The organism is Streptomyces sp. NPDC051211 (assembly GCF_040689505.1).
Lineage (GTDB): Bacteria > Actinomycetota > Actinomycetes > Streptomycetales > Streptomycetaceae > Streptomyces.
Genome location: NZ_JBFBAV010000029.1, coordinates 1 through 23,312, shown reverse-complemented (window position 1 = coordinate 23,312; position 23,312 = coordinate 1). Strand labels below are relative to the sequence as shown.

At 73.1% G+C, this 23,312-nt stretch carries 23 protein-coding genes and 2 pseudogenes; 17 read left to right on the top strand and 8 right to left on the bottom strand.

The window, feature by feature from the left end:
• The first annotated feature begins 183 nt into the window (after nucleotides 1-183).
• The 4 genes from AB0447_RS24975 to AB0447_RS24960 all read left to right on the top strand — a co-directional run bounded on the left by AB0447_RS24975 (nucleotide 184) and on the right by AB0447_RS24960 (nucleotide 3,369).
• Nucleotides 184-1,290 carry a nitronate monooxygenase gene (locus AB0447_RS24975; RefSeq protein ID WP_366478976.1) on the top strand — a complete coding sequence of 369 codons (1,107 nt, stop codon included), beginning with the start codon at nucleotides 184-186 and terminating at the stop codon, nucleotides 1,288-1,290.
• Nucleotides 1,287-2,030 carry a 16S rRNA (uracil(1498)-N(3))-methyltransferase gene (locus AB0447_RS24970; RefSeq protein WP_366478975.1) on the top strand — a complete coding sequence of 248 codons (744 nt, stop codon included), beginning with the start codon at nucleotides 1,287-1,289 and terminating at the stop codon, nucleotides 2,028-2,030. The genes AB0447_RS24975 and AB0447_RS24970 overlap by 4 nt, the downstream gene beginning before the upstream one ends.
• A 71-nt stretch (nucleotides 2,031-2,101) precedes the next feature.
• Complete coding sequence (locus tag AB0447_RS24965; protein ID WP_366478974.1) at nucleotides 2,102-2,461, top strand: histidine triad nucleotide-binding protein; 360 nt, start codon at nucleotides 2,102-2,104, stop codon at nucleotides 2,459-2,461.
• A gap of 2 nt (nucleotides 2,462-2,463) precedes the next feature.
• Complete coding sequence (locus tag AB0447_RS24960) at nucleotides 2,464-3,369, top strand: ribonuclease Z (RefSeq protein ID WP_366478973.1); 906 nt, start codon at nucleotides 2,464-2,466, stop codon at nucleotides 3,367-3,369.
• Between the two features lies 1 nt (nucleotide 3,370).
• Here AB0447_RS24960 and AB0447_RS24955 read toward each other — a convergent pair whose 3' ends face one another.
• Nucleotides 3,371-4,117 carry a hypothetical protein gene (locus tag AB0447_RS24955; protein ID WP_366478972.1) on the bottom strand — a complete coding sequence of 249 codons (747 nt, stop codon included), beginning with the start codon at nucleotides 4,115-4,117 and terminating at the stop codon, nucleotides 3,371-3,373.
• Nucleotides 4,118-4,127: 10 nt separating this feature from the next.
• Nucleotides 4,128-5,471, bottom strand: coding sequence for an MFS transporter (locus AB0447_RS24950; RefSeq protein WP_366479027.1), 1,344 nt, complete (start codon nucleotides 5,469-5,471; stop codon nucleotides 4,128-4,130).
• Nucleotides 5,472-5,737: 266 nt separating this feature from the next.
• On the opposite strand from AB0447_RS24950, the gene AB0447_RS24945 reads away from it, so the two are divergent.
• The 7 genes from AB0447_RS24945 to AB0447_RS24915 all read left to right on the top strand — a co-directional run bounded on the left by AB0447_RS24945 (nucleotide 5,738) and on the right by AB0447_RS24915 (nucleotide 11,520).
• Nucleotides 5,738-6,874, top strand: a complete 1,137-nt coding sequence (locus AB0447_RS24945) for a PfkB family carbohydrate kinase (protein ID WP_366478971.1) — start codon at nucleotides 5,738-5,740, stop codon at nucleotides 6,872-6,874.
• A 300-nt stretch (nucleotides 6,875-7,174) separates the two neighbouring features.
• Nucleotides 7,175-8,191 carry a PhoH family protein gene (locus AB0447_RS24940; RefSeq protein WP_366478970.1) on the top strand — a complete coding sequence of 339 codons (1,017 nt, stop codon included), beginning with the start codon at nucleotides 7,175-7,177 and terminating at the stop codon, nucleotides 8,189-8,191.
• Between the two features lie 14 nt (nucleotides 8,192-8,205).
• Nucleotides 8,206-8,703, top strand: coding sequence for an rRNA maturation RNase YbeY (gene ybeY, locus AB0447_RS24935; protein ID WP_366478969.1), 498 nt, complete (start codon nucleotides 8,206-8,208; stop codon nucleotides 8,701-8,703).
• Complete coding sequence (locus AB0447_RS24930; protein ID WP_366478968.1) at nucleotides 8,700-10,004, top strand: hemolysin family protein; 1,305 nt, start codon at nucleotides 8,700-8,702, stop codon at nucleotides 10,002-10,004. The genes ybeY and AB0447_RS24930 overlap by 4 nt, the downstream gene beginning before the upstream one ends.
• Nucleotides 10,001-10,354 (top strand): MmcQ/YjbR family DNA-binding protein, encoded by a 354-nt coding sequence (locus tag AB0447_RS24925; RefSeq protein WP_366478967.1) that lies wholly within the window; start codon nucleotides 10,001-10,003, stop codon nucleotides 10,352-10,354. Before AB0447_RS24930 ends, AB0447_RS24925 begins: the two co-directional genes overlap by 4 nt.
• 89 nt (nucleotides 10,355-10,443) lie before the next feature.
• Nucleotides 10,444-11,106, top strand: coding sequence for a hypothetical protein (locus AB0447_RS24920; protein WP_366478966.1), 663 nt, complete (start codon nucleotides 10,444-10,446; stop codon nucleotides 11,104-11,106).
• A gap of 60 nt (nucleotides 11,107-11,166) precedes the next feature.
• On the top strand, nucleotides 11,167-11,520 hold the full coding sequence (locus AB0447_RS24915) for a cytidine deaminase (protein ID WP_366478965.1): 354 nt from the start codon (nucleotides 11,167-11,169) through the stop codon (nucleotides 11,518-11,520).
• Nucleotides 11,521-11,645: 125 nt separating this feature from the next.
• On the opposite strand, the gene AB0447_RS24910 is transcribed toward AB0447_RS24915, so the two are convergent.
• On the bottom strand, nucleotides 11,646-12,992 hold the full coding sequence (locus AB0447_RS24910) for an MFS transporter (protein ID WP_366478963.1): 1,347 nt from the start codon (nucleotides 12,990-12,992) through the stop codon (nucleotides 11,646-11,648).
• 70 nt (nucleotides 12,993-13,062) lie between these two features.
• Here AB0447_RS24910 and AB0447_RS24905 point away from each other — a divergent pair, with 70 nt between their 5' ends.
• The 5 genes and pseudogenes from AB0447_RS24905 (at nucleotide 13,063) to AB0447_RS24885 (ending at nucleotide 18,246) form a co-directional block, all read left to right on the top strand.
• Nucleotides 13,063-14,112 (top strand): helix-turn-helix domain-containing protein, encoded by a 1,050-nt coding sequence (locus AB0447_RS24905; RefSeq protein ID WP_366478962.1) that lies wholly within the window; start codon nucleotides 13,063-13,065, stop codon nucleotides 14,110-14,112.
• A 152-nt stretch (nucleotides 14,113-14,264) separates the two neighbouring features.
• The gene (locus AB0447_RS24900; protein ID WP_366479026.1) at nucleotides 14,265-15,554 is read left to right on the top strand and encodes a beta-xylosidase; all 1,290 of its coding nucleotides are present in this window, start codon (nucleotides 14,265-14,267) and stop codon (nucleotides 15,552-15,554) included.
• Nucleotides 15,555-15,646: 92 nt separating this feature from the next.
• A pseudogene (locus tag AB0447_RS24895) lies at nucleotides 15,647-16,039 on the top strand (DUF916 domain-containing protein); the annotation flags it as partial.
• Between the two features lie 507 nt (nucleotides 16,040-16,546).
• Nucleotides 16,547-17,488, top strand: a complete 942-nt coding sequence (gene era, locus AB0447_RS24890) for a GTPase Era (RefSeq protein ID WP_366479025.1) — start codon at nucleotides 16,547-16,549, stop codon at nucleotides 17,486-17,488.
• A 185-nt stretch (nucleotides 17,489-17,673) separates the two neighbouring features.
• Nucleotides 17,674-18,246, top strand: a complete 573-nt coding sequence (locus tag AB0447_RS24885) for a hypothetical protein (protein ID WP_366478961.1) — start codon at nucleotides 17,674-17,676, stop codon at nucleotides 18,244-18,246.
• A 46-nt stretch (nucleotides 18,247-18,292) separates the two neighbouring features.
• Here AB0447_RS24885 and AB0447_RS24880 read toward each other — a convergent pair whose 3' ends face one another.
• From AB0447_RS24880 to AB0447_RS24860, 5 genes are all read right to left on the bottom strand, one after another.
• Nucleotides 18,293-18,994 (bottom strand): class I SAM-dependent methyltransferase, encoded by a 702-nt coding sequence (locus AB0447_RS24880; RefSeq protein WP_366478960.1) that lies wholly within the window; start codon nucleotides 18,992-18,994, stop codon nucleotides 18,293-18,295.
• Nucleotides 18,995-19,107: 113 nt separating this feature from the next.
• Nucleotides 19,108-19,920, bottom strand: a complete 813-nt coding sequence (locus AB0447_RS24875; RefSeq protein ID WP_366478959.1) for a GNAT family N-acetyltransferase — start codon at nucleotides 19,918-19,920, stop codon at nucleotides 19,108-19,110.
• A 63-nt stretch (nucleotides 19,921-19,983) separates the two neighbouring features.
• Nucleotides 19,984-20,259, bottom strand: a complete 276-nt coding sequence (locus AB0447_RS24870; protein WP_366478958.1) for a protealysin inhibitor emfourin — start codon at nucleotides 20,257-20,259, stop codon at nucleotides 19,984-19,986.
• A gap of 18 nt (nucleotides 20,260-20,277) precedes the next feature.
• The gene (locus AB0447_RS24865) at nucleotides 20,278-21,348 is read right to left on the bottom strand and encodes a M4 family metallopeptidase (RefSeq protein ID WP_366478957.1); all 1,071 of its coding nucleotides are present in this window, start codon (nucleotides 21,346-21,348) and stop codon (nucleotides 20,278-20,280) included.
• Nucleotides 21,349-21,455: 107 nt separating this feature from the next.
• Nucleotides 21,456-22,661 (bottom strand): transposase, encoded by a 1,206-nt coding sequence (locus AB0447_RS24860; RefSeq protein WP_366478956.1) that lies wholly within the window; start codon nucleotides 22,659-22,661, stop codon nucleotides 21,456-21,458.
• Between the two features lie 379 nt (nucleotides 22,662-23,040).
• Here AB0447_RS24860 and AB0447_RS24855 point away from each other — a divergent pair.
• Nucleotides 23,041-23,312: pseudogene (locus AB0447_RS24855) on the top strand (2-isopropylmalate synthase); the annotation flags it as partial.

Here is a 23,312-nt window from a genome sequence, read left to right as displayed (position 1 = left end):
CAGCAGGGGCTGTTCAGCCGCCTGAAGGACGCGTTCAACGGCCGCTGACGCCGAGTGCGTCGGCGGCCCCTGCCGGCCGCTGACGCGCGGCGCGGTACCGGGCTGGCCGGTTGACGCAAGCGGACTATGCCAGGCGAATTGTGTGATTCGGTCTGCTGCGGGGGACATGGCACGATGCAGGTCATGTCCTCCGCGGTGAACGGTCTCTGCCAATACCCGATCGTGCAGGCTCCCATGGCGGGCGGAGGCTCCTGTCCGCCGCTCGTCGCCGCCGTGTCCGAGGCGGGCGGTCTCGGTTTCCTGGCCGGCGGCTACAAGACCGCCGACGGCATGTACCAGGAGATCAAACTGGTCCGCGGCCTCACCCGGCGACCGTTCGGCGTCAACCTCTTCATGCCGCAGACCGCGCAGGTGGACCCGGCCGCCGTCGAGGCCTACCGGGGACAGCTCGCGGGCGAAGCCGGCTGGTACGAGGTCTCCCTCGCCGAAGATGACATCGTTGGCACCGGCGACGACGGCTATGACGCAAAACTGGCCATTCTCGTCGAGGACCCGGTTCCGGTCGTCTCCTTCACCTTCGGCTGTCCCGCGCCGGACGCCCTCACCCGCCTCCGCAAGGCCGGCACCTTCACCCTGGTCACCGTCACCTCCGTCGACGAGGCCCGCGCCGCGCAGGCGGCCGGGGCCGACGCGCTCTGCGTCCAGGGCATCGAGGCCGGCGGCCACCAGGGCACCCACCGCGACGACCCGGAGGCCGACTTCACCGGCGTGGGCCTGCTCGCCCTGGTCGGCCAGGTACGGGAGGCGGTGGCGCTGCCCATCGTCGCGGCGGGCGGGCTGATGCGCGGCTCGCAGATCGCGGGGGTGCTCGCGGCGGGGGCGGATGCCGCGCAGCTCGGCACCGCCTTCCTGGCCTGCCCGGAGTCCGGGGCGCACGCGCTGCACAAGAAGGCGCTGACCGACCCGTTGTTCGTCCGTACGGAACTCACCCGGGCCTTCTCCGGCCGCCCGGCCCGGGGCCTGGTCAACCGCTTCATGCGGGAGCACGGCCCGTACGCGCCGGCCGCCTACCCCCAGGTCCACCACCTGACCTCGGGGCTGCGCAAGGCGGCGGCCGCGGCCGGAGACCCGCAGGGCATGGCCCTGTGGGCGGGCCAGGGCCACCGGCTGGCGCGGTCGCTGCCGGCCGGGCGGCTGGTGGAAGTGCTGGCGGCCGAACTGGCCGAGGCGCAGAGCGGGTTGCGGAGCATGCGACACGCGCAGGACCAAGACAACAGGAGTGCATCATGACGGCCCCGGTATTCGTGGTCGAAGAGGTCCCCAAGGGGCCGCAGTTCGTCCTGGACGGGCCGGAAGGCCGGCACGCGGTGTCGGTGAAGCGGCTCAACCCGGGCGAGGCGGTGGTCCTGACGGACGGCCGGGGCGGCTGGGCGGACTGTGTGGTCGAGGCGGCCGAGGGCAAGGACCGCCTGGTCGTCACCGTGTCCGAGGTGTCGGAGGAACCGGCGCCGCCGGTCAGGATCACCGTGGTCCAGGCCCTCCCCAAGGGCGACCGCGGCGAACTGGCCGTCGAGACCATGACCGAGACCGGCGTGGACGCGATCGTGCCCTGGCAGGCCTCCCGCTGCATCACCCAGTGGCGCGGCGACCGGGGCGCCAAGTCCCTGGCCAAGTGGCGGTCCACCGCCCGGGAAGCCGGCAAGCAGTCCCGCCGGGTCCGCTTCCCCGAGGTGGCGGAGGCCCTGTCCACCAAGCAGGTCGCCCAGCTGCTGGCGGAGGCCGATCTGGCGATGGTGCTGCACGAGGACCGGGACACCGCCTCCGCGGCCCTGGCCACCGCCGAACTCCCCGCCTCGGGCTCCATCGTGGTCGTGGTCGGCCCGGAGGGCGGCGTCTCCCCGGAGGAGCTGGCCGTCTTCGCGGAGGCGGGCGCGCTGCCGTACCGGCTGGGCCGCTCGGTGCTGCGCACCTCGACGGCGGGCACGGCCGCGGTGGCGGTGCTGCTGGCCCGCACCGGCCGCTGGTCGTGAGCGGGCCGGATACGATCAGTCCCGACGCGTAGCGATCAGGATCACGATCACGATCACGGGAGGCGACGGCCATGGCCGGGGAACCGCAGGCGGACTGCCTGTTCTGCAAGATCGTCACGGGTGACATCCCGGCGACGATCGTGCGCGAGACGGACACCACGGTCGCGTTCCGCGACATCAACCCGCAGGCACCCAGCCATGTGCTAGTGATCCCCAAGGTGCACTACCCGGACGCCGCCACGCTGGCCGCCGAAGCCCCGGACGCCCTGGTGGACGTGTTGCGCGAGGCCGGCCAGGTGGCCGCCGACGAGAAGATCGACGACCACGGCTACCGGATCGTCTTCAACACCGGGTCCGGCGCCGGCCAGACCGTATGGCACGCCCATGCGCACGTCCTCGGCGGCCGCGGCCTCGCCTGGCCCCCCGGGTAGTCATGTCCGCACGCGAGTTCGTCGTCCTCGGCACCGCCAGCCAGGTGCCCACCCGGCACCGCAACCACAACGGGTACCTGCTGCGCTGGGACGGGGAGGGCATCCTCTTCGACCCGGGCGAGGGCACCCAGCGCCAGATGCTGCGGGCCGGGGTGGCCGCACACGACATCAACCGGATCTGCGTCACCCACTTCCACGGTGACCACAGCCTCGGCCTCGCCGGGGTGATCCAGCGGATCAACCTCGACCGGGTCCCGCACCCGGTCAGCGCGCACTTCCCGGCTTCCGGGCAGAGGTTCTTCGACCGGCTCCGGTACGCCACCGCGTACCGGGAGACCGTCGTGATCGACGAGGCGCCGGTGGCCGCGGACGGGGTGCTGGCGGCCGGGCCCTCGTACACCCTCGAGGCCCGCAGGCTCTCCCACCCGGTGGAGTCCTTCGGCTACCGGCTCACCGAGCCGGACGGCCGCCGGATACTGCCCGAACTCCTCGCCCGGTACGGCATCAAGGGCCCGGACGTCGGCCGGATCCAGCGCGAGGGCGAGCTGAACGGCGTCACCCTCGACCAGGTCAGCGAACACCGGCCCGGTCAGAGCTTCGCCTTCGTCATGGACACCCGGCTCTGCGCGGGGGTGGCCGCGCTCGCCGAGGGCTGCGACATGCTGGTGATCGAGTCCACCTTCCTCGACGAGGACGAGCACCTGGCCGTGGAGCACGGCCACCTGACGGCGGGCCAGGCGGCCCGGGCCGCCCGCGACGCGGGGGTCCGGCACCTGGTGCTGACCCACTTCTCGCAGCGCTACACGGACCCCGACGAGTTCGAACGCCAGGCCCGCCGGGCCGGGTTCGAGGGCGACCTCACCATCGCGGCGGACCTGCTGCGCGTCCCGCTCCCGAAGCGGGGCTGAGTCAGCGCAGGCCCTGGGCCCGGCGGGCCCGCTCGGCGAAGTGGGCCGCCAGCTCGGTCATCTGCCGGTCGCTCAGCGGTGTCTTCGGGTCGGCCTCCGCGCTGATCTGGAGCAGCGCCCGGCCGGCCCGGATCTGCACGGCCGTGCTGTCCCAGCCCGGCCGTCCCTCGCCGCGTACCGCGTCCAGCCGGTCGCCGGTCCTGCCGAGCCGGGCCGGCGCGGGCGTGGGGCCCGCCGCGGTGCGCTGGACCTTCCAGGCGCGCTCGTACGCGGCTTCTGCGGACTTCTCGTCCCGGTAGGAGATGACGAAGAAGGAGATCCGCGCCTCGGGCCGCTTCACGCGGTTGACGAGGGCGGTCGCCCGCATGCCCTCGCACCAGCCCTCCGCCTCCCGGTACGTGCGTTCGAACATCGGGGAGTGCTCGCCGTCCGGGCTCGCGGCGGACGGCGGCAGCGGGGCCGCCCAGCCCGGTAGCGTCGCCGCGTCCGGCAGCATCGCCAGGGCGAGCTGCTCCTCGGGAGGCCCGGCCGCGGGCGGTGTCCCGGTCGGTTCCGGAGCCGCCGCCGGTGTCCCGCTCGGCGCGGGTGCCGCCGCCGGGGAGTTCACGTCAGGCCCGGCCGCCCCGGAGGGGCCCGCTTCCGCGGGCCCGCACCCGGTCAGTGCCGCCCACGCGGTCAGCGCGGCCAGCCCGGCCAGGGCCCTGTGTCGTCCTGCGGTTCCGTTGATCTCCGCCCCCACCCTCGTCATTGGCGGATGATCACACGGAATGGCTCGCGCGGGACTTCTCCCTGGCCCGGCGGGCCGCCGGGGACAGCAGCAGGATCCTGCGCACCGGCCGGCGTACGGGCGCCAGCGCCACCGGGGCGATCTCCAGCTCCGCTGCCCCCATCCGCGGAACGGCACCCGAGGGCGCCCCCGCGCCCGCCGCCAGTACCGCCGCCGGGGCGCCGCCGCGGCGGCGGACCGAGCCCGGGATCAGCGGGCGGCCGGAGACCCGCAGGGCGACCGCGGTCATCGGCAGCGCCACCGCCAGCAGCAGCCCGCCCAGCACCAGGCCCATGCCCGCGAACCCCGCACCCTCGGCGAGCAGGCTGCCGGTCACCGGGCCGCAGGCCACCCCGAGCGAGGAGGCCGAGCCTGCCAGGACCGCCCAGCGGCCCCGCGGGTCCAAGGCGGCCGCGAGCCCGATCACGTACGAGAGGACCACCGGGTAGACGGCGTTCCAGAGGATCTCGCCGACCGCGAAGGACACCGGGGTACGGGCGGAGGCCGACAGCACCACGCAGCAGGCGATCAGCACGGTGCCCGCGCCGATCGGCACGGCACGCCCGAGCCGGGACCCCAGCGCCGATGCGGCCGCGACCCCGAGCAGGCCGGCACCCAGCGCGGCCGCGAAGACCGCCCCCAGGGCGATCTCGCCGAGCCCGGCCTGGTGCAGGCCGATGCGGCCGCTGACGCCCCACAGCGCGTTCTGGGCCATGGACCACAGCAGCAGGGAGCACGCGAGCAGCGCCCCGGCCCGCGGGTACGGCAGCCGGCCGGCGGGCAGAGCGGTGGGCGGGCCGGCGGGCAGGCCGGGGGAGACCGCGGCGGCCGGCGGGGCGGCCAGCCGACCCGTCGCCGGCCACGCCAGCAGGGCGACCAGCGCGATGGCCGCGAACGGCAGCCCGTGCCCGCCGCCCAGCCGGGGCAGCGTCAGGTAGAGGACTCCGGCCGTCGCCGACACCGACAACAGGCCCAGAGCGGAGGTCCGGTGCGGGTCCCGCTGCGCGGCGATCCCCGACGCGGCGACGGCGGTGGCCGTCCCGGAGCCGAACCCGCCGACCACCGCGCCCGCCACCACCACCGGCAGCAGCGGGGTCGCCGCCGCCGTCCCGTAGCCGACGAGGGCGAGCAGCAGCCCGAGCCGGGCCGGCGGGCGGGGCCCGTACCGCGGGATGCGGGAGGCCAGGGTGAATCCGGCGGCGGCCGATCCGAGCAGCAGCGCCGAGCCGATCAGGCCGGCCTGGGCGGGGCTGAGGGGCAGCCCGGCGTCGAGCCGTCCGACGACGGTGGGAAGCAGGTACGGGGCGAGGTACCCGGCCGTGAACAGGGCCACCAGGGGCCAGGCCGGGGAGGGCCCGGACGAGGGCGCGGGAGAGGGCCCGGACGAGGGCGCGGGGGTCCGGTCGGACACGGTGGTTCCAGGTGGTGCGGGGGTGGCGCGAGGTGTCGCGAGGGGACCGCAGGACGAGCGGGGCCCATATGTATCAAGCGCCGCGAGCCGAGGAGAAGGGCGGCCCCGTCGTGATGTGGGACACACTTGGTTTTGCGCCGCCGCCGGGCGGGCATAGCTGCCAGCTTTCCACTCAAAAGGGGGAGTACCCGATGACCGGCCGGACCAGCAGAAACGGATCGCACACCACCCCGCGCACCGCCGGGGTGGACCCGCTGGGTGCACTCCGCGCGCCGCAGGACCCCGGCTGCGACGTCTTCCTGACCGGCGCGGTCTTCCTCGACATCATCTTCACCGGCCTCGACTCGGCCCCGGTCCGGGGCACCGAGTCCTGGGCGCGGGGGATGGGCTCCAGCCCCGGCGGTGTCGCCAACATGGCCACCGCGCTGGCCCGGCTGGGGCTGCGCACCTCCCTCGCGGCCGCGTTCGGCGACGACCACTACGGCGAGTACTGCTGGGACGCACTGGAGCAGGGCGAGGGCATCGACCTGTCGATGTCCCGGACGATCGCCGGCTGGCACAGCCCGGTGACCGTCTCCATGGCGTACGAGGGGGAGCGCACGATGGTCTCGCACGGCCACGAGGCCCCGCCCCCGCCCCCGGCCGGCACCGGGCCCTTCCCGGACTGCCCGCCGCGGGCCCGCGCGGCGGTGGCCTCGCTCGCCCCGGGCCGCCGGGAGGCCTGGGTGGCCGAGGCGGCCTGCCGCGGTGCCCGGGTGTTCGCCGACGTCGGCTGGGACGAGAGCGGCCGCTGGGACCTGGGCGCGCTGGCGGACCTGGAGCACTGCGAGGCGTTCCTGCCGAACGCGGGCGAGGCGATGCGGTACACCGGGACCGACTGCCCGCGGGCGGCGGCCAGGGCGCTGGCCGAGCGGGTGCCGGTCGCGGTGGTGACCATGGGCGCCGAAGGCTCGTACGCGGTGGACAGCCGGACCGGGGAGACCGCGGAGGTGCCCGGCATCGCGGTGGACGCCCTCGACCCGACGGGCGCCGGGGACGTCTTCGTGGCGGGCTTCGTGACCGGCACCCTGGCCGGCTGGCCGCTGTCCGACCGGCTGGCCTTCGCGGGGCTGACGGCCGCGCTGTCGGTGCAGGAGTTCGGCGGCTCGCTCTCCGCGCCGGGCTGGGAGGAGGTCGCCCACTGGTGGCGCTCCCAGGGGGAGCGGCCGGCCCGGTTCGGGTTCCTGGAGGAGCTGCTGGGCCCGCAGCACGAGGACCCGGCGGCCCCGCCCGCGGCCTCCGCCCGCCGCCGCGCGGTCCCGACGATCGGCTTCCGGCACCCCGCCTGAGGCCGGCACCCGAGGCCGGTACCCGAGGCCGGTGCCCAAGCCGGCACCCGAGGCCCGCACCCGGGCGCCTGCCAAGGCCTGTACCCGAGCGCCTGCCGGAGCCCGAGCCCCGGGCCCGAGCCCGAGGCCCGAGCCCGGGGCCCGCACCCGAGGCCCGAGCCCGGGGCCGCGGCGGCCCGCCGAGCCGTGCCGGAAAACCCCTCGGGCTACCTCCTGCGGCGTCGTACGCTTGGTATTCCAGAGGTTGTCGATCGGCGAGACCTCTCAACGGGAGGTATGTGCAGGCCACAGAGCCGGCCCATGACTCAGACACCCACAGCCCAGACCCCCGCGCCGGGGCAGGCACGAGCCCACTTCACCGTTCCCGCCAAGCACCCGATGGTGACGGTGCTCGGCTCGGGTGACGCCCTGTTGCGCGTGATCGAGAATGCGTTCCCGAAGGCCGACATCCACGTTCGGGGCAACCAGGTCAGCGCGGTCGGCGACGCGGCGGAAGTCGCCCTGATCCAGCGCCTGTTCGACGAGATGATGCTGGTGCTCCGCACCGGGCAGCCGATGACGGAGGACGCAGTGGAACGATCGATCGCCATGCTCCAGGCGAGCGAGAACGGCAACGGACCGGCCGAAACCCCGGCCGAGGTGCTCACCCAGAACATCCTCTCCAACCGCGGCCGCACCATCCGCCCCAAGACCCTCAACCAGAAGCGCTACGTCGACGCGATCGACAAGCACACGATCGTCTTCGGCATCGGTCCCGCCGGTACCGGCAAGACCTACCTCGCCATGGCCAAGGCGGTCCAGGCCCTGCAGTCCAAGCAGATCAGCCGGATCATCCTGACCCGGCCCGCCGTCGAGGCGGGCGAGCGGCTCGGCTTCCTGCCGGGCACCCTCTACGAGAAGATCGACCCGTACCTGCGCCCGCTGTACGACGCGCTGCACGACATGCTCGACCCGGATTCGATCCCGCGCCTGATGGCGGCCGGCACGATCGAGGTCGCCCCGCTCGCCTACATGCGCGGCCGGACCCTCAACGACGCCTTCATCATCCTCGACGAGGCGCAGAACACGAATCCCGAGCAGATGAAGATGTTCCTCACCCGCCTCGGCTTCGATTCGAAGATCGTCATCACCGGTGACGTGACCCAGATCGACCTGCCCGGCGGTACCAAGTCGGGCCTCAAGCAGGTCCGGGAGATCCTCGAAGGGGTCGAGGACGTGCACTTCTCGCTGCTCACGTCGCAGGATGTCGTCCGGCACAAGCTCGTCGGCCGTATCGTCGACGCGTACGAGCAGTACGACAGCCGAAACGGGAAGTAGAGCAACAGCGCACCATGTCGATCGACGTCAACAACGAGTCCGGAACCGAGGTCGACGAGCAGGCGATCCTCGACATCGCCCGCTACGCGCTCACCCGGATGCGGATCCACCCGCTCTCGGAGCTCTCCGTCATCGTCATCGACGAGGACGCGATGGAGCAGCTCCACATCCAGTGGATGGACCTGCCCGGCCCGACGGACGTCATGTCCTTCCCGATGGACGAACTCCGCCCGCCGGCCAAGGACGACGAGGAGCCCCCGCAGGGGCTCCTCGGTGACATCGTGCTCTGCCCCGAAGTCGCCAAGCGGCAGGGCGAGGAAGCCCCGACGCAGCACTCCATGGACGAGGAGCTCCAGCTCCTGACCGTCCACGGAGTGCTGCACCTGCTCGGCTACGACCACGAGGAGCCCGACGAGAAGGCCGAGATGTTCGGGCTCCAGGCGGCCATCGTGGACGGCTGGCGGAGCGAGCGCGGTCTGACCGGCCCGTCGCCCGCGCCCACCGTGTCGTGACCGCCACCCAGCTGATCACCGGCGCGGTCCTGCTGGTCATGGTCGCCTGGCTGGCGGCCTGCGCCGAGGCGGGCATCGCCCGGGTCTCCAGCTTCCGCGCCGAACAGGCCGTACGGGAGGGCCGGCGCGGCAGCGCCAAACTGGCCGAGGTCGCCGCCGACACCACCCGGTACCTCAATGTGGCGCTGCTGGTCCGGGTCACCTGCGAGATGGCCGCCGGGGTGCTCGTCACCTACGTCTGCCTCGACCACTTCGGCGAGAACTGGACCGCGCTGCTCGTCGCCATCGGCGTGATGGTGCTGGTCTCCTTCGTCGCCGTCGGGGTGTCGCCCCGTACGATCGGCCGCCAGCACCCGCTGAACACCGCGACGGCCGCCGCGTACGTCCTCGTACCGCTGGCCCAGATCATGGGCCCGATCCCGCAGCTGCTGATCCTCATCGGCAACGCGCTCACCCCCGGGAAGGGCTTCCGCAAGGGGCCCTTCGCCTCCGAGGCCGAGCTGCGGGCGATGGTGGACCTGGCGGAGAAGGAGTCGCTGATCGAGGACGACGAGCGCCGGATGGTGCACCAGGTCTTCGAGCTCGGCGACACCCTGGTGCGCGAGGTGATGGTGCCCCGCACCGACCTGGTCTGCATCGAGCGGTACAAGACGGTCCGTCAGGCCACCACGCTGGCGCTGCGCTCGGGCTTCTCGCGGATCCCGGTGACCGGCGAGAACGAGGACGACATCGTCGGGATCGTCTACCTGAAGGACCTGGTCCGCAAGACCCACATCAACCGGGACGCCGAGGCCGACCTGGTCTCCACGGCGATGCGGCCGGCGGTGTTCGTGCCCGACACGAAGAACGCCGGTGACCTGCTGCGGGAGATGCAGCAGGTCCGCAACCACGTCGCGGTGGTCATCGACGAGTACGGGGGCACCGCCGGGATCGTCACCATCGAGGACATCCTGGAGGAGATCGTCGGCGAGATCACCGACGAGTACGACCGCGAACTCCCGCCGGTGGAAGACCTCGGCGAGGACCGCTACCGGGTCACGGCCCGCCTCGACATCACCGACCTCGGCGAGCTGTTCGGCCTGGACTCCTTCGACGACGAGGACGTGGAGACGGTCGGCGGCCTGCTGGCCAAGGCGCTCGGCCGGGTGCCGATCGCCGGGGCATCGGCCGTGGTCGAACTGCCGGACGGTCGCTCGCTGCGGCTGACCGCGGAGTCCCCGGCCGGCCGCCGGAACAAGATCGTGACGGTGCTGGCGGAGCCGGTGCCGCCCACCGAGGCCGACGAGGACTCCATCGGATGACCCCGGCGCAACTGCGGACCTTCTGCCTGGGCTTCAACGCGGTGGTGGAGGAGTTCCCGTTCAACCCGGAGACCTCGGTCTTCAAGGTGCTGGGCAAGGTGTTCGCGCTCTCCGCGCTGGACGCCGCGCCGCTGAAGGTCAGCCTCAAATGCGACCCGGAACTCGCCGTCGAGCTCCGGGCCGCGCACCCGGCGATCGTGCCCGGCTGGCACCTGAACAAGCGGCACTGGAACACGGTGACGGTGGGCGGGCTCCCCGACCGGATGGTGCGGGAGCTGATCGAGGACTCGTACGACCTGGTGGTCGCGGGCCTGCCCCGGGCGGAGCGGCTGCGGCTCGACCGCCCGTAGGGCGCCTTGGTGGCGGAGGTTTCCGCCCCCGCCGAGGCGCACTTATCCTGTCGCGGCCCCGCACACAACGCGACATCCCCGGAGTGCCCGTGTACGTCCGTACCGCCCGTGTGACGACCGCCGCCCTGACGACGTCGATACTCCTCACCGCGTGCGGCGGCGGCCCCGCCGACCCGTCGGCGCCGCCCACGCCGGCGAAGGCCGTCCTCATCGAGGCGGATCTGCCCGAGGGCTGGACCGCGAGCACGTCACCGACACAGAACGGATCCTCACCGGCCGACAAGCCGGAGTGCCAGGTGCTGGTGGACCTGACGGAAGCCGGCCGGCCGGCGCAGCTCGAAGGGGGCGCCGCGGTCGCCTCCTTCGCGAATGCCGCTGGGGCGAGCTACGAGACGAGCGTGTTCGAACTCGGCGAGGCGGGCGCGGCCGGGTTCCTGAAGGACGTCGAGAACGCCGTGCGCGCATGCGGCGCGTACTCCGTCACCGCGGAGGCGGACGGCGGCGCCGAGCCGCCGTTGCCCTCGCGCGCCCAACCGCTCGCGGCCCCATCGGCGGGGGACGGCAGCTACGGCTTCTCCGTGGACGCCGCGCTCGACTCCGACATGTCGCGGCACGTGAACGTGGTGCTCGTCCGCCGGGGCGGTCTGATCGCCACCTCCGGCAGTTCCTCCGTCGGCGACCGGCCGGACGCCAAGGGATTCGAGGCGTTCACCAGCCTGGTCGTGAAGAAGCTGACGGCTCAGGCCCCCTAGGCGCGCGGCGGAACGGGGTCGTTGCACGGCACCGTCGGGGCGCTCCCTATGCTTTCGACCATGACCGACACCACAGCGCTCGACCCCGAGGACAGCAAGATCATCACGCTGGCGCGCAGCGCCCGGGCCCGCAACGGCGTGCCCGAGGGTGCCGCCGTCCGGGACGAGACCGGGCGGACCTATGTCGCCGGCACCGTGGAGCTCGACTCGCTGAAGCTCAGCGCGCTGCAGACCGCCGTCGCCATGGCCGTGGCCAGCGGGGCGCAGTCGCTGGAGGCCGCCGCCGTGGTCAGCGCCGCCGAGGCGCCCGCCGAGGCCGACCGCGCGGCCGTCCGCGACCTGGGCGGCCCGGACACCCCGGTGCTGCTGGCCGGCCCGGACGGCGCCCTGAAGTCGACGACCCCGGCGGGCTGACCGGTCGGTCCCGCGGGGCGGGGCCGCGCTCGTAGCAGGAACGTCGCGATGCGCGCCCGCAGGACAAGCCCTGCGGGCAGCTCCGCGCCGTCCGGACCTGCGGATGGTCCGTCATGTCCCGCAACCTACGCGGACGCAGGCGCCGGCGTAGGCACTGCGGGGCGGCGGCGGATCACCATCGCCATCAGCGCCGCCATCGCGCACAGCGCGCCCGACGCGTACCAGACGACGTCGTACGAGCCGAAGGTGTCGCGGGCCATCCCGCCGAGGAAGGCCACGACGGCCGCACCCACCTGGTGCGAGGCCAGCACCCAGCCGAACACGATCGCGCTGTCCTCGCCGTAGTGCTCGCGGCACAGCGCGATCGTCGGCGGGACGGTGGCGACCCAGTCCAGGCCGTAGAAGATGATGAAGAACACCATCGGCGGGTGCACGGACGGCGCCAGCAGCATCGGCAGGAACAGCAGCGAGACACCGCGCAGCGCGTAGTAGACGGCCAGCAGGCGGCGGGCCTCGAAGCGGTCGGTGAACCAGCCCGAGGCGATCGTGCCGATCACATCGAAGACCCCGATGACGGCGAGCAGTCCGGCGGCCGCCGTGACCGGCATCCCGTGGTCGTGCGCGGCCGGCACGAAGTGCGTCCTGACCAGGCCGTTCGTGGACGCGCCGCAGATCGCGAAGGTGCCGGCCAGCAGCCAGAACGGGCCGGTCCGGGCCGCCCGGAAGAGGACCGTCACCGCGCGCCGCGCCGCACCCGGGACCGGCGCGGGCTTCTCCGCGTACGTGCCCCCGTACGGGGCGACTCCCACGTCCGCCGGATGGTCGCGGAGCAGCAGCCACACGAAGGGGACGACGGCCAGCGCGGTGAGGGAGACGGTGACCGCGGCCGGCCGCCAGCCGTGGTGTTCCACCAGCCAGGACAGCAGCGGCAGGAAGATCAGCTGACCGGAGGCGCCGGCCGCGGTCAGGATGCCGGTGACCAGGCCGCGCCGGGCGGTGAACCAGCGGTTGGTGACGGTGGCCGCGAAGGCCAGCGCCATGGAGCCGCTGCCCAGGCCGACCAGCACGCCCCAGAACAGGACCAGTTGCCACGGCGCGGTCATCCACACCGTCGCGACCGAGCCCCCGGCGATCACCGTCAGCGCGCAGGCCACCACCTTGCGGATGCCGAAGCGGTCCATCAGGGCGGCGGCGAACGGCGCGGTCAGCCCGTAGAGCGCGAGGTTGACCGAGACGGCGAAGCCGATGGTGCCGCGCGACCAGCGGAAATCCTCGTGCAGCGGCTCGATGAGCAGACCGGGCAGCGAGGAGAAGGCGGCCGCCCCGATGATCGTCACGAAGGACACCGCCGCGACGAACCAGGCGCGGTGGACGCGGGGCGTGCGCGGGGTGTGCTTGGGCGCCGGCCGGCCGGAGTCGGGCGCGGAGGCCGAGGCCGAGGCTGAGGCGGAGGCAGGTTCTGTCTGTGTCACGCGGTAAGCCTCGGGCCGGCCCGCCCTCCGCTCCAGTGGCCTGACCGACAGGGTTCGGTATGATCGGGCCATGACCGTGCCGCATCGGGTTGTCGTGCTGGCGCTCGCCGGGCTGCTGCCCTTCGAGCTGGGGATTCCGCACCGGATCTTCGGCCGGGCCAAGGATCCGGCCGGCCGGCCGCTGTACGAGATCCTCACCTGCGGGCTGGCCCCCGGCCCGGTCCGCACCGACGCGGACTTCACCGTCCAGGTCGAGCACGGGCCGGAGCTGCTGGCCACCGCCGACACCGTGGTCGTCCCCGCCTCGTACGAGCTCGGGCCGGCCCACGAGGAGGGCAGGCTCTCCGCGAAGCTGGCCGCCGCCCTCGCCCACATCCGGCCCGGCACCCGGCTCGTCGCCATCTGCACCGGCGGCTACGTGCTGGCCGCCGCCGGATATCTGGACGGCCGCCGCGCCACCACCCACTGGGCCTCGGCCGAGCACTTCCAGCGGCTCTTCCCGGCCGTCCGGGTCGACGCCGACGTGCTGTACACCGACGACGGGGACGTGCTGACCTCCGCCGGGGTGGCGGCCGGCATCGACCTCTGCCTGCACATCGTCCGCCGCGACCACGGCGCGGCGGTGGCCAACGAGGTGGCCCGACTGACCGTCGTACCGCCGCACCGGGACGGCGGGCAGAGCCAGTTCATCGAACGCCCGGTGCCCCAGCCGCAGCTGGCCAGCACCACCGCGGCCCGCACCTGGGTGCTGGAGCGGCTGCACGAGCCGCTGCGGCTGGCCGACATGGCCCGCCAGGAGGCCATGTCCGTACGGACCTTCACCCGCCGGTTCCGCGAGGAGTGCGGGGTCAGCCCCGGCGAGTGGATCGTCATGCAGCGGGTGGACCGGGCCCGCCACCTGCTGGAGACCACCGGGCTGTCGATGGACCAGGTCGCCCACCGGACGGGTTTCGGCACCGCCCAGTCCCTCCGCAAACACGTTCAGGCGGCCCTGGGCGTCAGCCCGACCGCGTACCGGCGCACCTTCCGGGCCGGCGGCGAGCCGCTCACCGGCCCCGCCCCCACCACCGCGCTCACGGGGGACGGCAACCGGGCCGGGCCGAGGCCGACCCTGCCATGACCTGATGGCCCATCAGTCAATGCCGGACCCGTGCATTGACTTCTGCCGCCGCCCGCTCGTGAATGGCGCCCAGAGGCGACCGGCGGACCCCGGGGGGTGGGCGGGCAGTGGGCAGAGCGGCGCGCAGAAGGAGTTGGCCGGCGGCCGTGGGAATGGCCGTCCTCGCCGCCGCGAGCGGCGCCCTGAGCGCCCCCGCGGCCGCCGACCCACCGGCCCGGCCCGCCCCGGGCCGGGTCGAGTTCCCCACCCAGTGCGTCCCCCCGCAGGAGGCCGGGCTGCCGCCCGCCGACGGCCCCACCACCGCCGAGATCACCGTCGACAACCCCGCACCACAGGTCGGCGACACCGTCACCGTCACCTACCGGGTGACCCGCACCCCCGCCGTGAACCCGCTCGCCGCCGAGCTCCCGGCCGACACCCTCACCCCCACCGGCACCGTCCGGCTGGCCGGCGCCCAGACCGGCGAGGTCACCGTGGTCGGCGCCCGGCGCAACAGCCCGGTCCCGCCCGGCACCACCCTCGGCGCCTTCCTGATGACCGGCACCTTCACGGTCACCGCCCCCGGCGAGACCACCCTCGCCCCCGGCGGCTACTCCCTGCACACCGGCCACCTCACCGAACTCGGCACCCCCTGCACCCCGGCCGGGACCGCCCCGGTCTCCGGGCGCCTCACCGCCACCCCGCTGCCCACCGCCAACCTGCGGTACCTCGCCCTCGGCACGGCCCACGGCACACCGGGCGCCACCGTCAAGGTGACCGCGGCCGGGTTCACCCCCGGCGCCCCCGTCACCCTCGCCGGCCGCGCCGGCGCCTCCCGGACCGCCGACCGGGCCACCGCCACCGCGGACGCCCACGGCCGGCTCACCGCCGAACTCCCCGTCACCGACCCGGCCACGACCGCCGTCGTCGGCTACGAGGGCCCGGCCTGGACCGCGGCCAAGGGCTCCGGACCGGCGGCCTACACCGTGATCGCCCCGGCCCCGCCGCCGCCCGGCACCCAGAAGGTCACCGCCACCGTCGAACCCGGCACCCTCTCCATGACCCAGGCCGGTACGGAGACCGCCCTCGGCGCCGTCCCGTACGGCGAAGGCGGCGGGGCGCCCGGCAAGCTCAGCACCGTCACCGTCAAGGACGCCCGTGGCGGCCCCGCCGGTTGGTCCCTGGTCGGCAAGGTCACCGACTTCGCCGGACCCGGCGGCACCCGCATCCCCGGCGCCTCCCTCAGCTGGACCCCCACCTGCACCACCACCCCCGGCAGCCCCAGCACCTGCGCCCCCGGCAGCGCCGGCCCGGTCGGTCCCGACGGCGCCGTGCTGGCCTCCACCCCCGACGCCGACCTCGTGGGCGGCACCTTCACGGTGGACGCCGGAGTCACCCTCCAGGTCCCGCCCTACGCACCGCCCGGCGCCTACACGGCCCTGCTGACCCTCACCCTGTCGTGAACCGCGGGCAGCCGCTGTACCGGGGGAGGACCGCCCGCAGGGCGACCGCCCTCGCGCTGGCCGCCCTCGCTGCGCCGGCCGCCCTCGCCGCGATGGTCGCCCTCGCCGCGCTGGCCGCCGTACTCCTCGGCCCCGCCGCGACGGCCGCGGCCGCCGACAACGGCCAGTGGGCCGTCCTGCCCGCCGTCACCAAGGTCGGCCAGCGGCCCTACTTCTACCTCGCCACCACCCCCGGCGGCACCGTCACCGACACCGTGACCCTGACCAACCGGACCGACAGCCCCCGCACCTTCCGCCTGTACGCCGCGGACGCCCACAACACCGCACGCGACGGCGGCTTCGCCGTCCGCGGCCCCGACGAACCCCGCCGGGCCACCGGAGCCTGGCTCCGCCTCGCCCGGGACCGGGTCACCGTCCCCGCCCGGTCCGCCACCGACGTGCCCTTCACCCTCACCGTCCCCGAACAGGCCGAACCCGGAGACCACCCCGGCGCCGTCGTCGCCCTGGAGGAGCGGATCCACGGCAGCCCGCAGGGCCTCGGCGTCCAGCAGGCCGTCGCGGCCCGCGTCCACCTCCGCGTCTCCGGACCCACCGCCCCCGCCCTGGCCGTCGAGGAACTCGGCGTACGCAGCGACGCCGGCCGCGCGGAGATCACGTACACCCTGCACAACCTCGGCAACGTCACCCTCCGCCCCCGGGCCGCCCTCACCGCCTCCGGCACCCTCGGCCGCAGCCTGCTCCGCCGCACCCTCACCGGCCTGCCCGCCGAACTGCTCCCCGGCCAGCGGGTCCGCCTCACCGAGTCCTGGACCGGCCCGCCGCCCCTCGACTGGGCCGAGATCACCGTCCGCGCCACCGCCCCCGGCACGGCCGCCCACGCCACCACCGCGTACGCCGCCCACCCCCACCTGACCACCGCCCTCGCCGGGCTCCTCGCCCTCCCGGCAGCCGCCTGGTCGGCGAGGGCAGCCGCATCGGGGAGAATGGCCCGTATGAGCGATCGTTCCCCCGAGCCCACCGCCCCGCACCGTGCGGGCTTCGCCTGCTTCGTCGGCCGCCCCAACGCGGGCAAGTCGACCCTGACCAACGCACTGGTGGGCACGAAGGTCGCGATCACCTCCAACCGGCCGCAGACCACCCGGCACACCGTCCGCGGCATCGTGCACCGCCCGGACGCCCAGCTCGTCCTCGTCGACACGCCCGGCCTGCACAAGCCGCGCACCCTGCTCGGCGAGCGGCTGAACGACGTCGTCCGCACCACCTGGGCCGAGGTCGACGTCATCGGCTTCTGCCTGCCCGCCGACCAGAAGCTCGGCCCCGGCGACAAGTTCATCGCGAAGGAACTCGCGGGGATCAAGAAGACCCCCAAGATCGCCATCGTGACCAAGACCGACCTGGTGGATTCCAAGGCGCTGGCCGAGCAGCTGATCGCCATCCAGCAGCTCGGCCAGGAGCTCGGCTTCGAATGGGCCGAGATCGTGCCCGTCTCCGCGGTCGGCGACAGCCAGGTCCAGCTGCTGGCCGACCTGATCGCCCCGCTGCTCCCGGAGAGCCCGCCCCTGTACCCGGAGGGCGACCTCACCGACGAGCCCGAGATGGTGATGGTCGCCGAGCTCATCCGGGAGGCCGCGCTGGAAGGCGTCCGGGACGAACTCCCGCACTCCATCGCGGTCGTGGTGGAGGAGATGATCCCCCGGGAGAACCGCCCCAAGGACAAGCCGCTGCTGGACATCCACGCGAACGTCTACATCGAGCGGCCCAGCCAGAAGGGCATCATCATCGGCCCGAAGGGCTCGCGCCTGAAGGAGGTCGGCATGAAGTCGCGCAAGCACATCGAGGCGCTGCTCGGCACGCCGGTCTTCCTGGACCTGCACGTGAAGGTCGCCAAGGACTGGCAGCGCGACCCCAAGCAGCTCCGCAAGCTCGGCTTCTGACCCCCTTGGGGGGTCGGGCCGACCCTGCCGTGTCGACGTTGTGGCCAGGGGGAGAGATGATGGGAAGCGGATGCCCGATGCGATGATCCTCGCTTCGCGCTTGCGCGGCCGGGCGGGCTGCGAACGGCCCCTGTCAGGATCGGCCGCAACTTGCGTCCCCCTCCCCCGCCTTCTTGGGAATCACCATGAAGCCGCCTCTCCCGTTCATAGCCTCCACGCTGCTGTCGTCGGCCGTCATCGGCGCCTCCGTACTGCTGCCCGTATCCGCAGCCGTCGCAGCCCCGCCCGCAGCCACCTGCACCGTTACGCCGATGTTCGATGCGAATTCGAGCGTCATTCACTTCGACGGAGCGGCATTCCCCGCAAACAGCGAGGTACGCCTTTCCCCGGACTCAGGCGCCGGCAGCGGTGTGGTGGTGAAGACCGACGCGGCGGGTGCCTTCCGTCACACCTCTCCGGGCGAACCCAACGACGCGGCAACCGTCAAGGTCACCGCCACCGGCACCAATGTGCAGGTACCTTGCAGGCTGGTCGGCGCGCCTCCGGAGAAGGACCCCAAGCAAGAGCAGGAGGAAGCCCGTACCCAGTACCGGCAGGGCTTCCAAGACGGCCGGAACGACGCGCGGGACGACTGCCGGAAGACACCCCCCAAGCCCGGACTCACAGGCCTCGACCCGAACTACGAAAAGGGCTACCTCGCAGGCCAGGACTTCGGCTTCGAACGCTTCTGCCAAACCGGGACCGACAGGCAGAACTGAGGCAGCGGCACAGTGGCCGGGAGGGGGCGAAACACCCGGGCGGTGCTCAGCGGAGCCGGCGGACCTTGACCGTGTTGTCCGTGCGCATGCCGGGCCGGCCGTCCGGCGCCGTCTGGGTGCGCTCGTGCTCCTCGCACCGCAGCACCTCCCACCGGCCCTCCGGCAGCTCCAGCTGCGCCACCACCTCCGCGGGTGTGGGGAAGTGGATGCCCGGGTGCGGGTTCTCCTCCCAGGGGGCCCAGCCGCCGTGGCCGACCACCAGCAGGGTCCCGCCGGGCGCCACGGCCGCCGCCGCGGTCCGCAGGATCCGCTCCCGGGGCATGTCCCCGTGGGAGTGCAGGTAGCAGGCGGAGATTAGGTCGAACTCCCCGGCCGGGAAGGACTCGCCCAGGTCGTGCCGCTGGAGGTCGACGCGGTCGGCGACCCCGGCCTCGGCGGCGTGTTCGGCCGCCCGGGCCAGGGCCACCCCGGAGATGTCGGTGCCGGTGACCCGCCACCCCCGCCGGGCCAGCCACACCGCGTCGGCGCCCTCACCGCAGCCGAGGTCGAGGGCCCGGCCCGGGGCCAGCCCCTCGACCTCCCGGACCAGGGCGGCATTGGGGTTGCCGCTCCAGATCCGGTCGCTCTCCCGGTAGCGGTCGTCCCAGAACTCCGCACCGGAGGACTCCGGGGCGGGGAAGTGCCCGTGCTGATGCCGGTGCTGCTCGTGCCGGCGCTCGTGCTCGTTCTCGTGCGGCTGTGCCGTCATCGGATGCCTCTTCCGGTCGCAGGTCGTCGATACCGCCGATGCTGCGCCCGCCCGCCATCCCGGGGCAAAGAACCTTGCTGTTCCGGCAAAAAACTCCCGCTGCGGGAAGGGTCCTACGCCGCCGGTTCCGCGATCAGGGCCGTACCCACGCGCCGGAAACCCGCCCGACCGTAGATACGGGCCACGTCCTCGTCGCCCGCCGACAGGAAGACAAGGTCCGCGCCCCGCGCCCGCGCGTCCGCGACCAGGGCCGCCGTCACACCCAGCGCCAGGCCCTGGCGGCGCGCCGCCGGCAGCGTGCCCACCGCAACGACCTCGGCGACCCCGCCGACCGGGTTGTGCATGCCCGAGGCCAGCACCACCCCGTCCCGGACGGCCGCCGCCATCCCGCTGCGCCCGGAGCCGAGCCTCGCCGACACGTGCGCCGCCCGGTCCGCCGTTCCCGGATCCGCCAGCGCCTGTGCCAGCTCCGCCGGGCCGGCCTCGCCGAGGGCCGTGCCCGGCGCCCCGAACGCCAGCTTCGGCACCGTCACCGCGGCGGGCAGCAGCGGGTCGTCGGCGCCCACCAGCCGCACCTCCGGATGCGGGGCCGGCGGCTCGGCATCCGTCGCCAGCACCATCAGCGGATGCGCGTGCACGTCCAGTCCCGCCGCCTCCGCGGCGGCCCGCAGCGAGGGGCTGGTTTCGGCCACCCACTCGAAGGCCTCCGGCACGCCCAGCTCCCGCTGCCGCTCGCGGACCCGCCGGACCGCCTCCGCCGTCACCTCGGCGCCGTCACCGGCACCCGCAAGAGTGGGCCGCGCGTAGTACGGCCAGCCGCCGCCCTCCTGGACGAACAAGGTCAGCGGGCCGAAGTCCTCGGCCCGCGCTCCGCCCAGCCGGGGGACGGTGTCGTAGTACCGCTCAAGGTCATCAAGAATCGTCACCGGACGATCCAAACAAAGATGCCCAGCTCAGGCACCTCGTTTATCCTCGCTGCGTTGCCTCGCTCAGGCGCCCTCCTTGAGGACCCGGCTGATCAGCTCCCGCTGGGCGTCCGTCAGGTGCGGATCCGCGCACCTGACGGTCCGGCCGTCCACCGTGATGACGTAACTGAAGCCGTCCGGTACGACGGCCCGCCCGCCGGGCGCACCCGAGCGGTCCGGCGCCAGTGCCCGCTCGGCCAGGGCCTGCCACACCTCCGCGTCGGGCCGGCCCGACGTATCGACCTCGGCCTGCCGCTCGATGCCCGCGAAGCCGCCCGTCCGCACCACGTGAATCCGCATGGGATCTGTCTACCTGCTCTACTCGGCGGGCACACCCACCTCGGACCATGCCTTCAGCACCGCCTGGTGCTCCGCGCCGCCGTCCCCGAACCTGGCGGCCGCCGCGGCCACGGACAGCCGCGCGAAGTCCGCGAACTTCGCCTTGGTGCCCAGCTCGCCGCCGGTGAGGGTGTCGTACCAGATCTGCCCGGCCCGCTCCCAGGCCTTGCCGCCGAGCTCGGTGGCCAGCAGGTAGAAGGCGCGGTTCGGGATGCCCGAGTTGATGTGCACCCCGCCGTTGTCCCGGCTGGTCTCGACGTAGTCGTCCATCGTCGCCGGCTGCGGGTCCTTGCCCAGCTCGTCGTCGTCGTACGCGGTGCCCGGCGCCTTCATCGAGCGCAGCGCGACCCCGGTCACGTCCGGGCCGAGCAGTCCTGCCCCGATCAGCCAGTCCGCCTGGTCGGCGGTCTGGTCCAGGCCGTACTGCTTGATCAGGGAGCCGAAGACGTCCGACATGGACTCGTTGAGCGCGCCGGCCTGCTTGTAGTACTCCAGGTTGGCCGTGTACTGGGTGACCCCGTGGGCCAGCTCGTGGCCGATGATGTCGACGGACACGGTGAAGTCGAGGAACAGGTCCCCGTCGCCGTCGCCGAAGACCATCTGCCGGCCGTCCCAGAACGCGTTGTTGTACTCCACGCCGTAGTGGACGGTGGCGTCGAGCGGCAGCCCGGCGTCGTCGATCGAGTGGCGCCCGAACGCCTTCAGGAAGAGGTCGAAGGTCGCCCCGAGCCCCGCGTAGGCCCGGTTGACCGTCGCGTCCTGCCCCGGCTCGGTCCCCTCCCCACGCACCTTGGTGCCGGGCAGCCGGGTCTTGTGCTGGGCGTCGTAGATGGTCCGCTCGGGCTGTTCGGACACGCGCGCGGCCAGCGCGGGCGCGATCCCGCGCAGGGTGGTGACCCGGCGCCGGGTGCGCTGGAGGGAGTCGTGCTCGAGGGTGCGCTGCGCGATGTCGGCGCGCCGGGTGTCCTCGGACAGCGCGATCTTGTCGAGCAGGTGGGGCGGCACGATGGTGCAGAAGACCGGGTGGCGGTTAAATCGGGAGACATCCATGCCCGGCAATGTGACACCGAGGTACGGCATTGTCACTAGCTGCAACCATGATTCATTCGGTTGTGTCACATGCCGGTCGCCGGGCGACGGGCTTGCGTTACGGCGCATCACTGGCTGTGGCGCACCGCCCGCGTCCGGCCGTCGCGCTGGTGCGGGACGGCGGGGGCCGGTGACGGGGCCCCGCTTCGCCACAGCATCTGCGCGCGTGCGCGGATGTTGCGGGAGCCGTTGCGGTCTGCGTGATCAACGAATCCGCAGGACCGGCACGCGAAGCGGGCTTGCGAGGCCCGGTTGGCCTTGTCCACGTGCCCGCACCGGGAGCAGGTGAGGGAGGTGTACGCCGGATCGACGTGCACCACCGGCACGCCTGCCCGGCGGGCCTTGTAGGCGATGAACTCTCCGAGCTGGGCGAAGGCCCAGGAATGGAGCGTGACCCGTTGGGGCTTCCTCAGCCGTACCCGTTCACGGATGCCGGTCAGATCTTCCAAACCGATTCCGCGCCCGGTGCGTTCAGCCTCGGCCACGATGTGTTTCGCGATCTTGTGATTGATGTCCCGGCTCCGCCGAGACTCCTTACGTCGCCGACGCCGGGCCCGCCGCTTGGCGGATTTGGTGCCCTTTCGTTGGAGCTTGCCGCGCAGCGCGCGATCGCGGCGGCGCAGTCGGTTGAGCCGCCGTCCGGCCATGATCTGGCCGTCACTGGTGGTGGCGATGTTCACGATCCCCAGGTCCACGCCCAGGAAATCCGCGGGCTCGGCGTTCAGCACCGCCTCGGGCACCTCGCAGGGCGCGAGCAGGTACCAGCCGCCATCCCGGTAGAGGAGGTCGGACTCGCCTTGGCGGTGACTGGCCAGGGTGGCGAACTGCTCGACGCCGGCCGCAATGCTCACGCCCTTGAGGCGCCCGCTTGTCGTCCAAATCGAGACGGTGCGTGCTTCTATCTGCCACGACAGCATGCGGTCGTCGTACGGCTGGGCCGCGTCGGATCGGAAGGTCGGCGGCTTACCCGAGGCCTGGAGGCGGCCTCTCGAATCCGATCCGCGGCGACGCCCGGCGCGCAGTTTCGCCCGCATGGAGGTGCATGCGTCAGCCGCCTTCTTGATCACGTGCTGCGCGGCCTGCGCGCCCAGCCCCCACCGGGCCTTCACTTCCGCGTAGGTGTGCCTACGCAGGTCGAAATTCCGGTACACCTCCTTGGCGCATGCGACTTCGGCCGCCCATGAAGCTGCCTCGTTGCAGGCCTGAATGGTCCTCTCCAGCGCCGACGCCTGGGCGGGCGTCGGCAACAGCCTGACCTGCATCACCAGCTTCATGACTGCGAAGCTAGCGGGCCGTACGTCTGGTCGGAGAGCGATCGCGTGTCCGTCACCAGGACCGGCTATCAGGGGATCGTACGTACGGATCCGGGGGGCCTTGGCTGATGGAACCGACCTCTCCGCGGCGAACGAGGCTTAGTTCACAATTGAGGCAAAACGGACTAGGTGGTCTTGCATACTGAAACAGCCACGCGCCCCCGGTGCGGCTCGGCTAGGCTGCCGCTCATCATGCGTTTCGGGCTGCTTCTCCTTAGCTGCCGCGGCGAGGGCCTGTAGTCGTAGGCCGACCCCCTCCCCGCGGAGTCTGGTGTTGCGGATTTACGACCTGTCGGCCGTTCCAGCGAACTACACGCGGACACGCGAGGAGCCCTACGCCATGAGCCAGCACAGCTTTGCCGGTCGCCCCACGCCCATCACCAACGCGACCCACACCCAGCAGCCCTCCGGCATGCCGATCCACAAGTACGGCGAGTACGAGCAGGTCGACATCCCGGACCGCACCTGGCCGGACGCTCGTATCACCAAGGCTCCGCGTTGGCTGTCCACTGATCTTCGGGACGGCAACCAGTCGCTGATCGACCCCATGACGCCCGCCCGGAAGCGGGAGATGTTCGACCTGCTGGTGCGCATGGGTTACAAGGAGATCGA

Bases quoted from the DNA above. Each gene is read 5' to 3' on its own strand.
- AB0447_RS24975 (WP_366478976.1), top strand. From the start codon at position 184: ATGTCCTCCGCGGTGAACGGTCTCTGCCAATACCCGATCGTGCAGGCT.
- AB0447_RS24970 (WP_366478975.1), top strand. From the start codon at position 1,287: ATGACGGCCCCGGTATTCGTGGTCGAAGAGGTCCCCAAGGGGCCGCAG.
- AB0447_RS24965 (WP_366478974.1), top strand. From the start codon at position 2,102: ATGGCCGGGGAACCGCAGGCGGACTGCCTGTTCTGCAAGATCGTCACG.
- AB0447_RS24960 (WP_366478973.1), top strand. From the start codon at position 2,464: ATGTCCGCACGCGAGTTCGTCGTCCTCGGCACCGCCAGCCAGGTGCCC.
- AB0447_RS24955 (WP_366478972.1), bottom strand. From the start codon at position 4,117: ATGACGAGGGTGGGGGCGGAGATCAACGGAACCGCAGGACGACACAGG.
- AB0447_RS24945 (WP_366478971.1), top strand. From the start codon at position 5,738: ATGACCGGCCGGACCAGCAGAAACGGATCGCACACCACCCCGCGCACC.
- AB0447_RS24940 (WP_366478970.1), top strand. From the start codon at position 7,175: ATGACTCAGACACCCACAGCCCAGACCCCCGCGCCGGGGCAGGCACGA.
- ybeY (WP_366478969.1), top strand. From the start codon at position 8,206: ATGTCGATCGACGTCAACAACGAGTCCGGAACCGAGGTCGACGAGCAG.
- AB0447_RS24925 (WP_366478967.1), top strand. From the start codon at position 10,001: ATGACCCCGGCGCAACTGCGGACCTTCTGCCTGGGCTTCAACGCGGTG.
- AB0447_RS24915 (WP_366478965.1), top strand. From the start codon at position 11,167: ATGACCGACACCACAGCGCTCGACCCCGAGGACAGCAAGATCATCACG.
- AB0447_RS24905 (WP_366478962.1), top strand. From the start codon at position 13,063: ATGACCGTGCCGCATCGGGTTGTCGTGCTGGCGCTCGCCGGGCTGCTG.
- AB0447_RS24900 (WP_366479026.1), top strand. From the start codon at position 14,265: ATGGCCGTCCTCGCCGCCGCGAGCGGCGCCCTGAGCGCCCCCGCGGCC.
- era (WP_366479025.1), top strand. From the start codon at position 16,547: ATGAGCGATCGTTCCCCCGAGCCCACCGCCCCGCACCGTGCGGGCTTC.
- AB0447_RS24885 (WP_366478961.1), top strand. From the start codon at position 17,674: ATGAAGCCGCCTCTCCCGTTCATAGCCTCCACGCTGCTGTCGTCGGCC.
- AB0447_RS24880 (WP_366478960.1), bottom strand. From the start codon at position 18,994: ATGACGGCACAGCCGCACGAGAACGAGCACGAGCGCCGGCACGAGCAG.
- AB0447_RS24870 (WP_366478958.1), bottom strand. From the start codon at position 20,259: ATGCGGATTCACGTGGTGCGGACGGGCGGCTTCGCGGGCATCGAGCGG.
- AB0447_RS24865 (WP_366478957.1), bottom strand. From the start codon at position 21,348: ATGGATGTCTCCCGATTTAACCGCCACCCGGTCTTCTGCACCATCGTG.
- AB0447_RS24860 (WP_366478956.1), bottom strand. From the start codon at position 22,661: ATGAAGCTGGTGATGCAGGTCAGGCTGTTGCCGACGCCCGCCCAGGCG.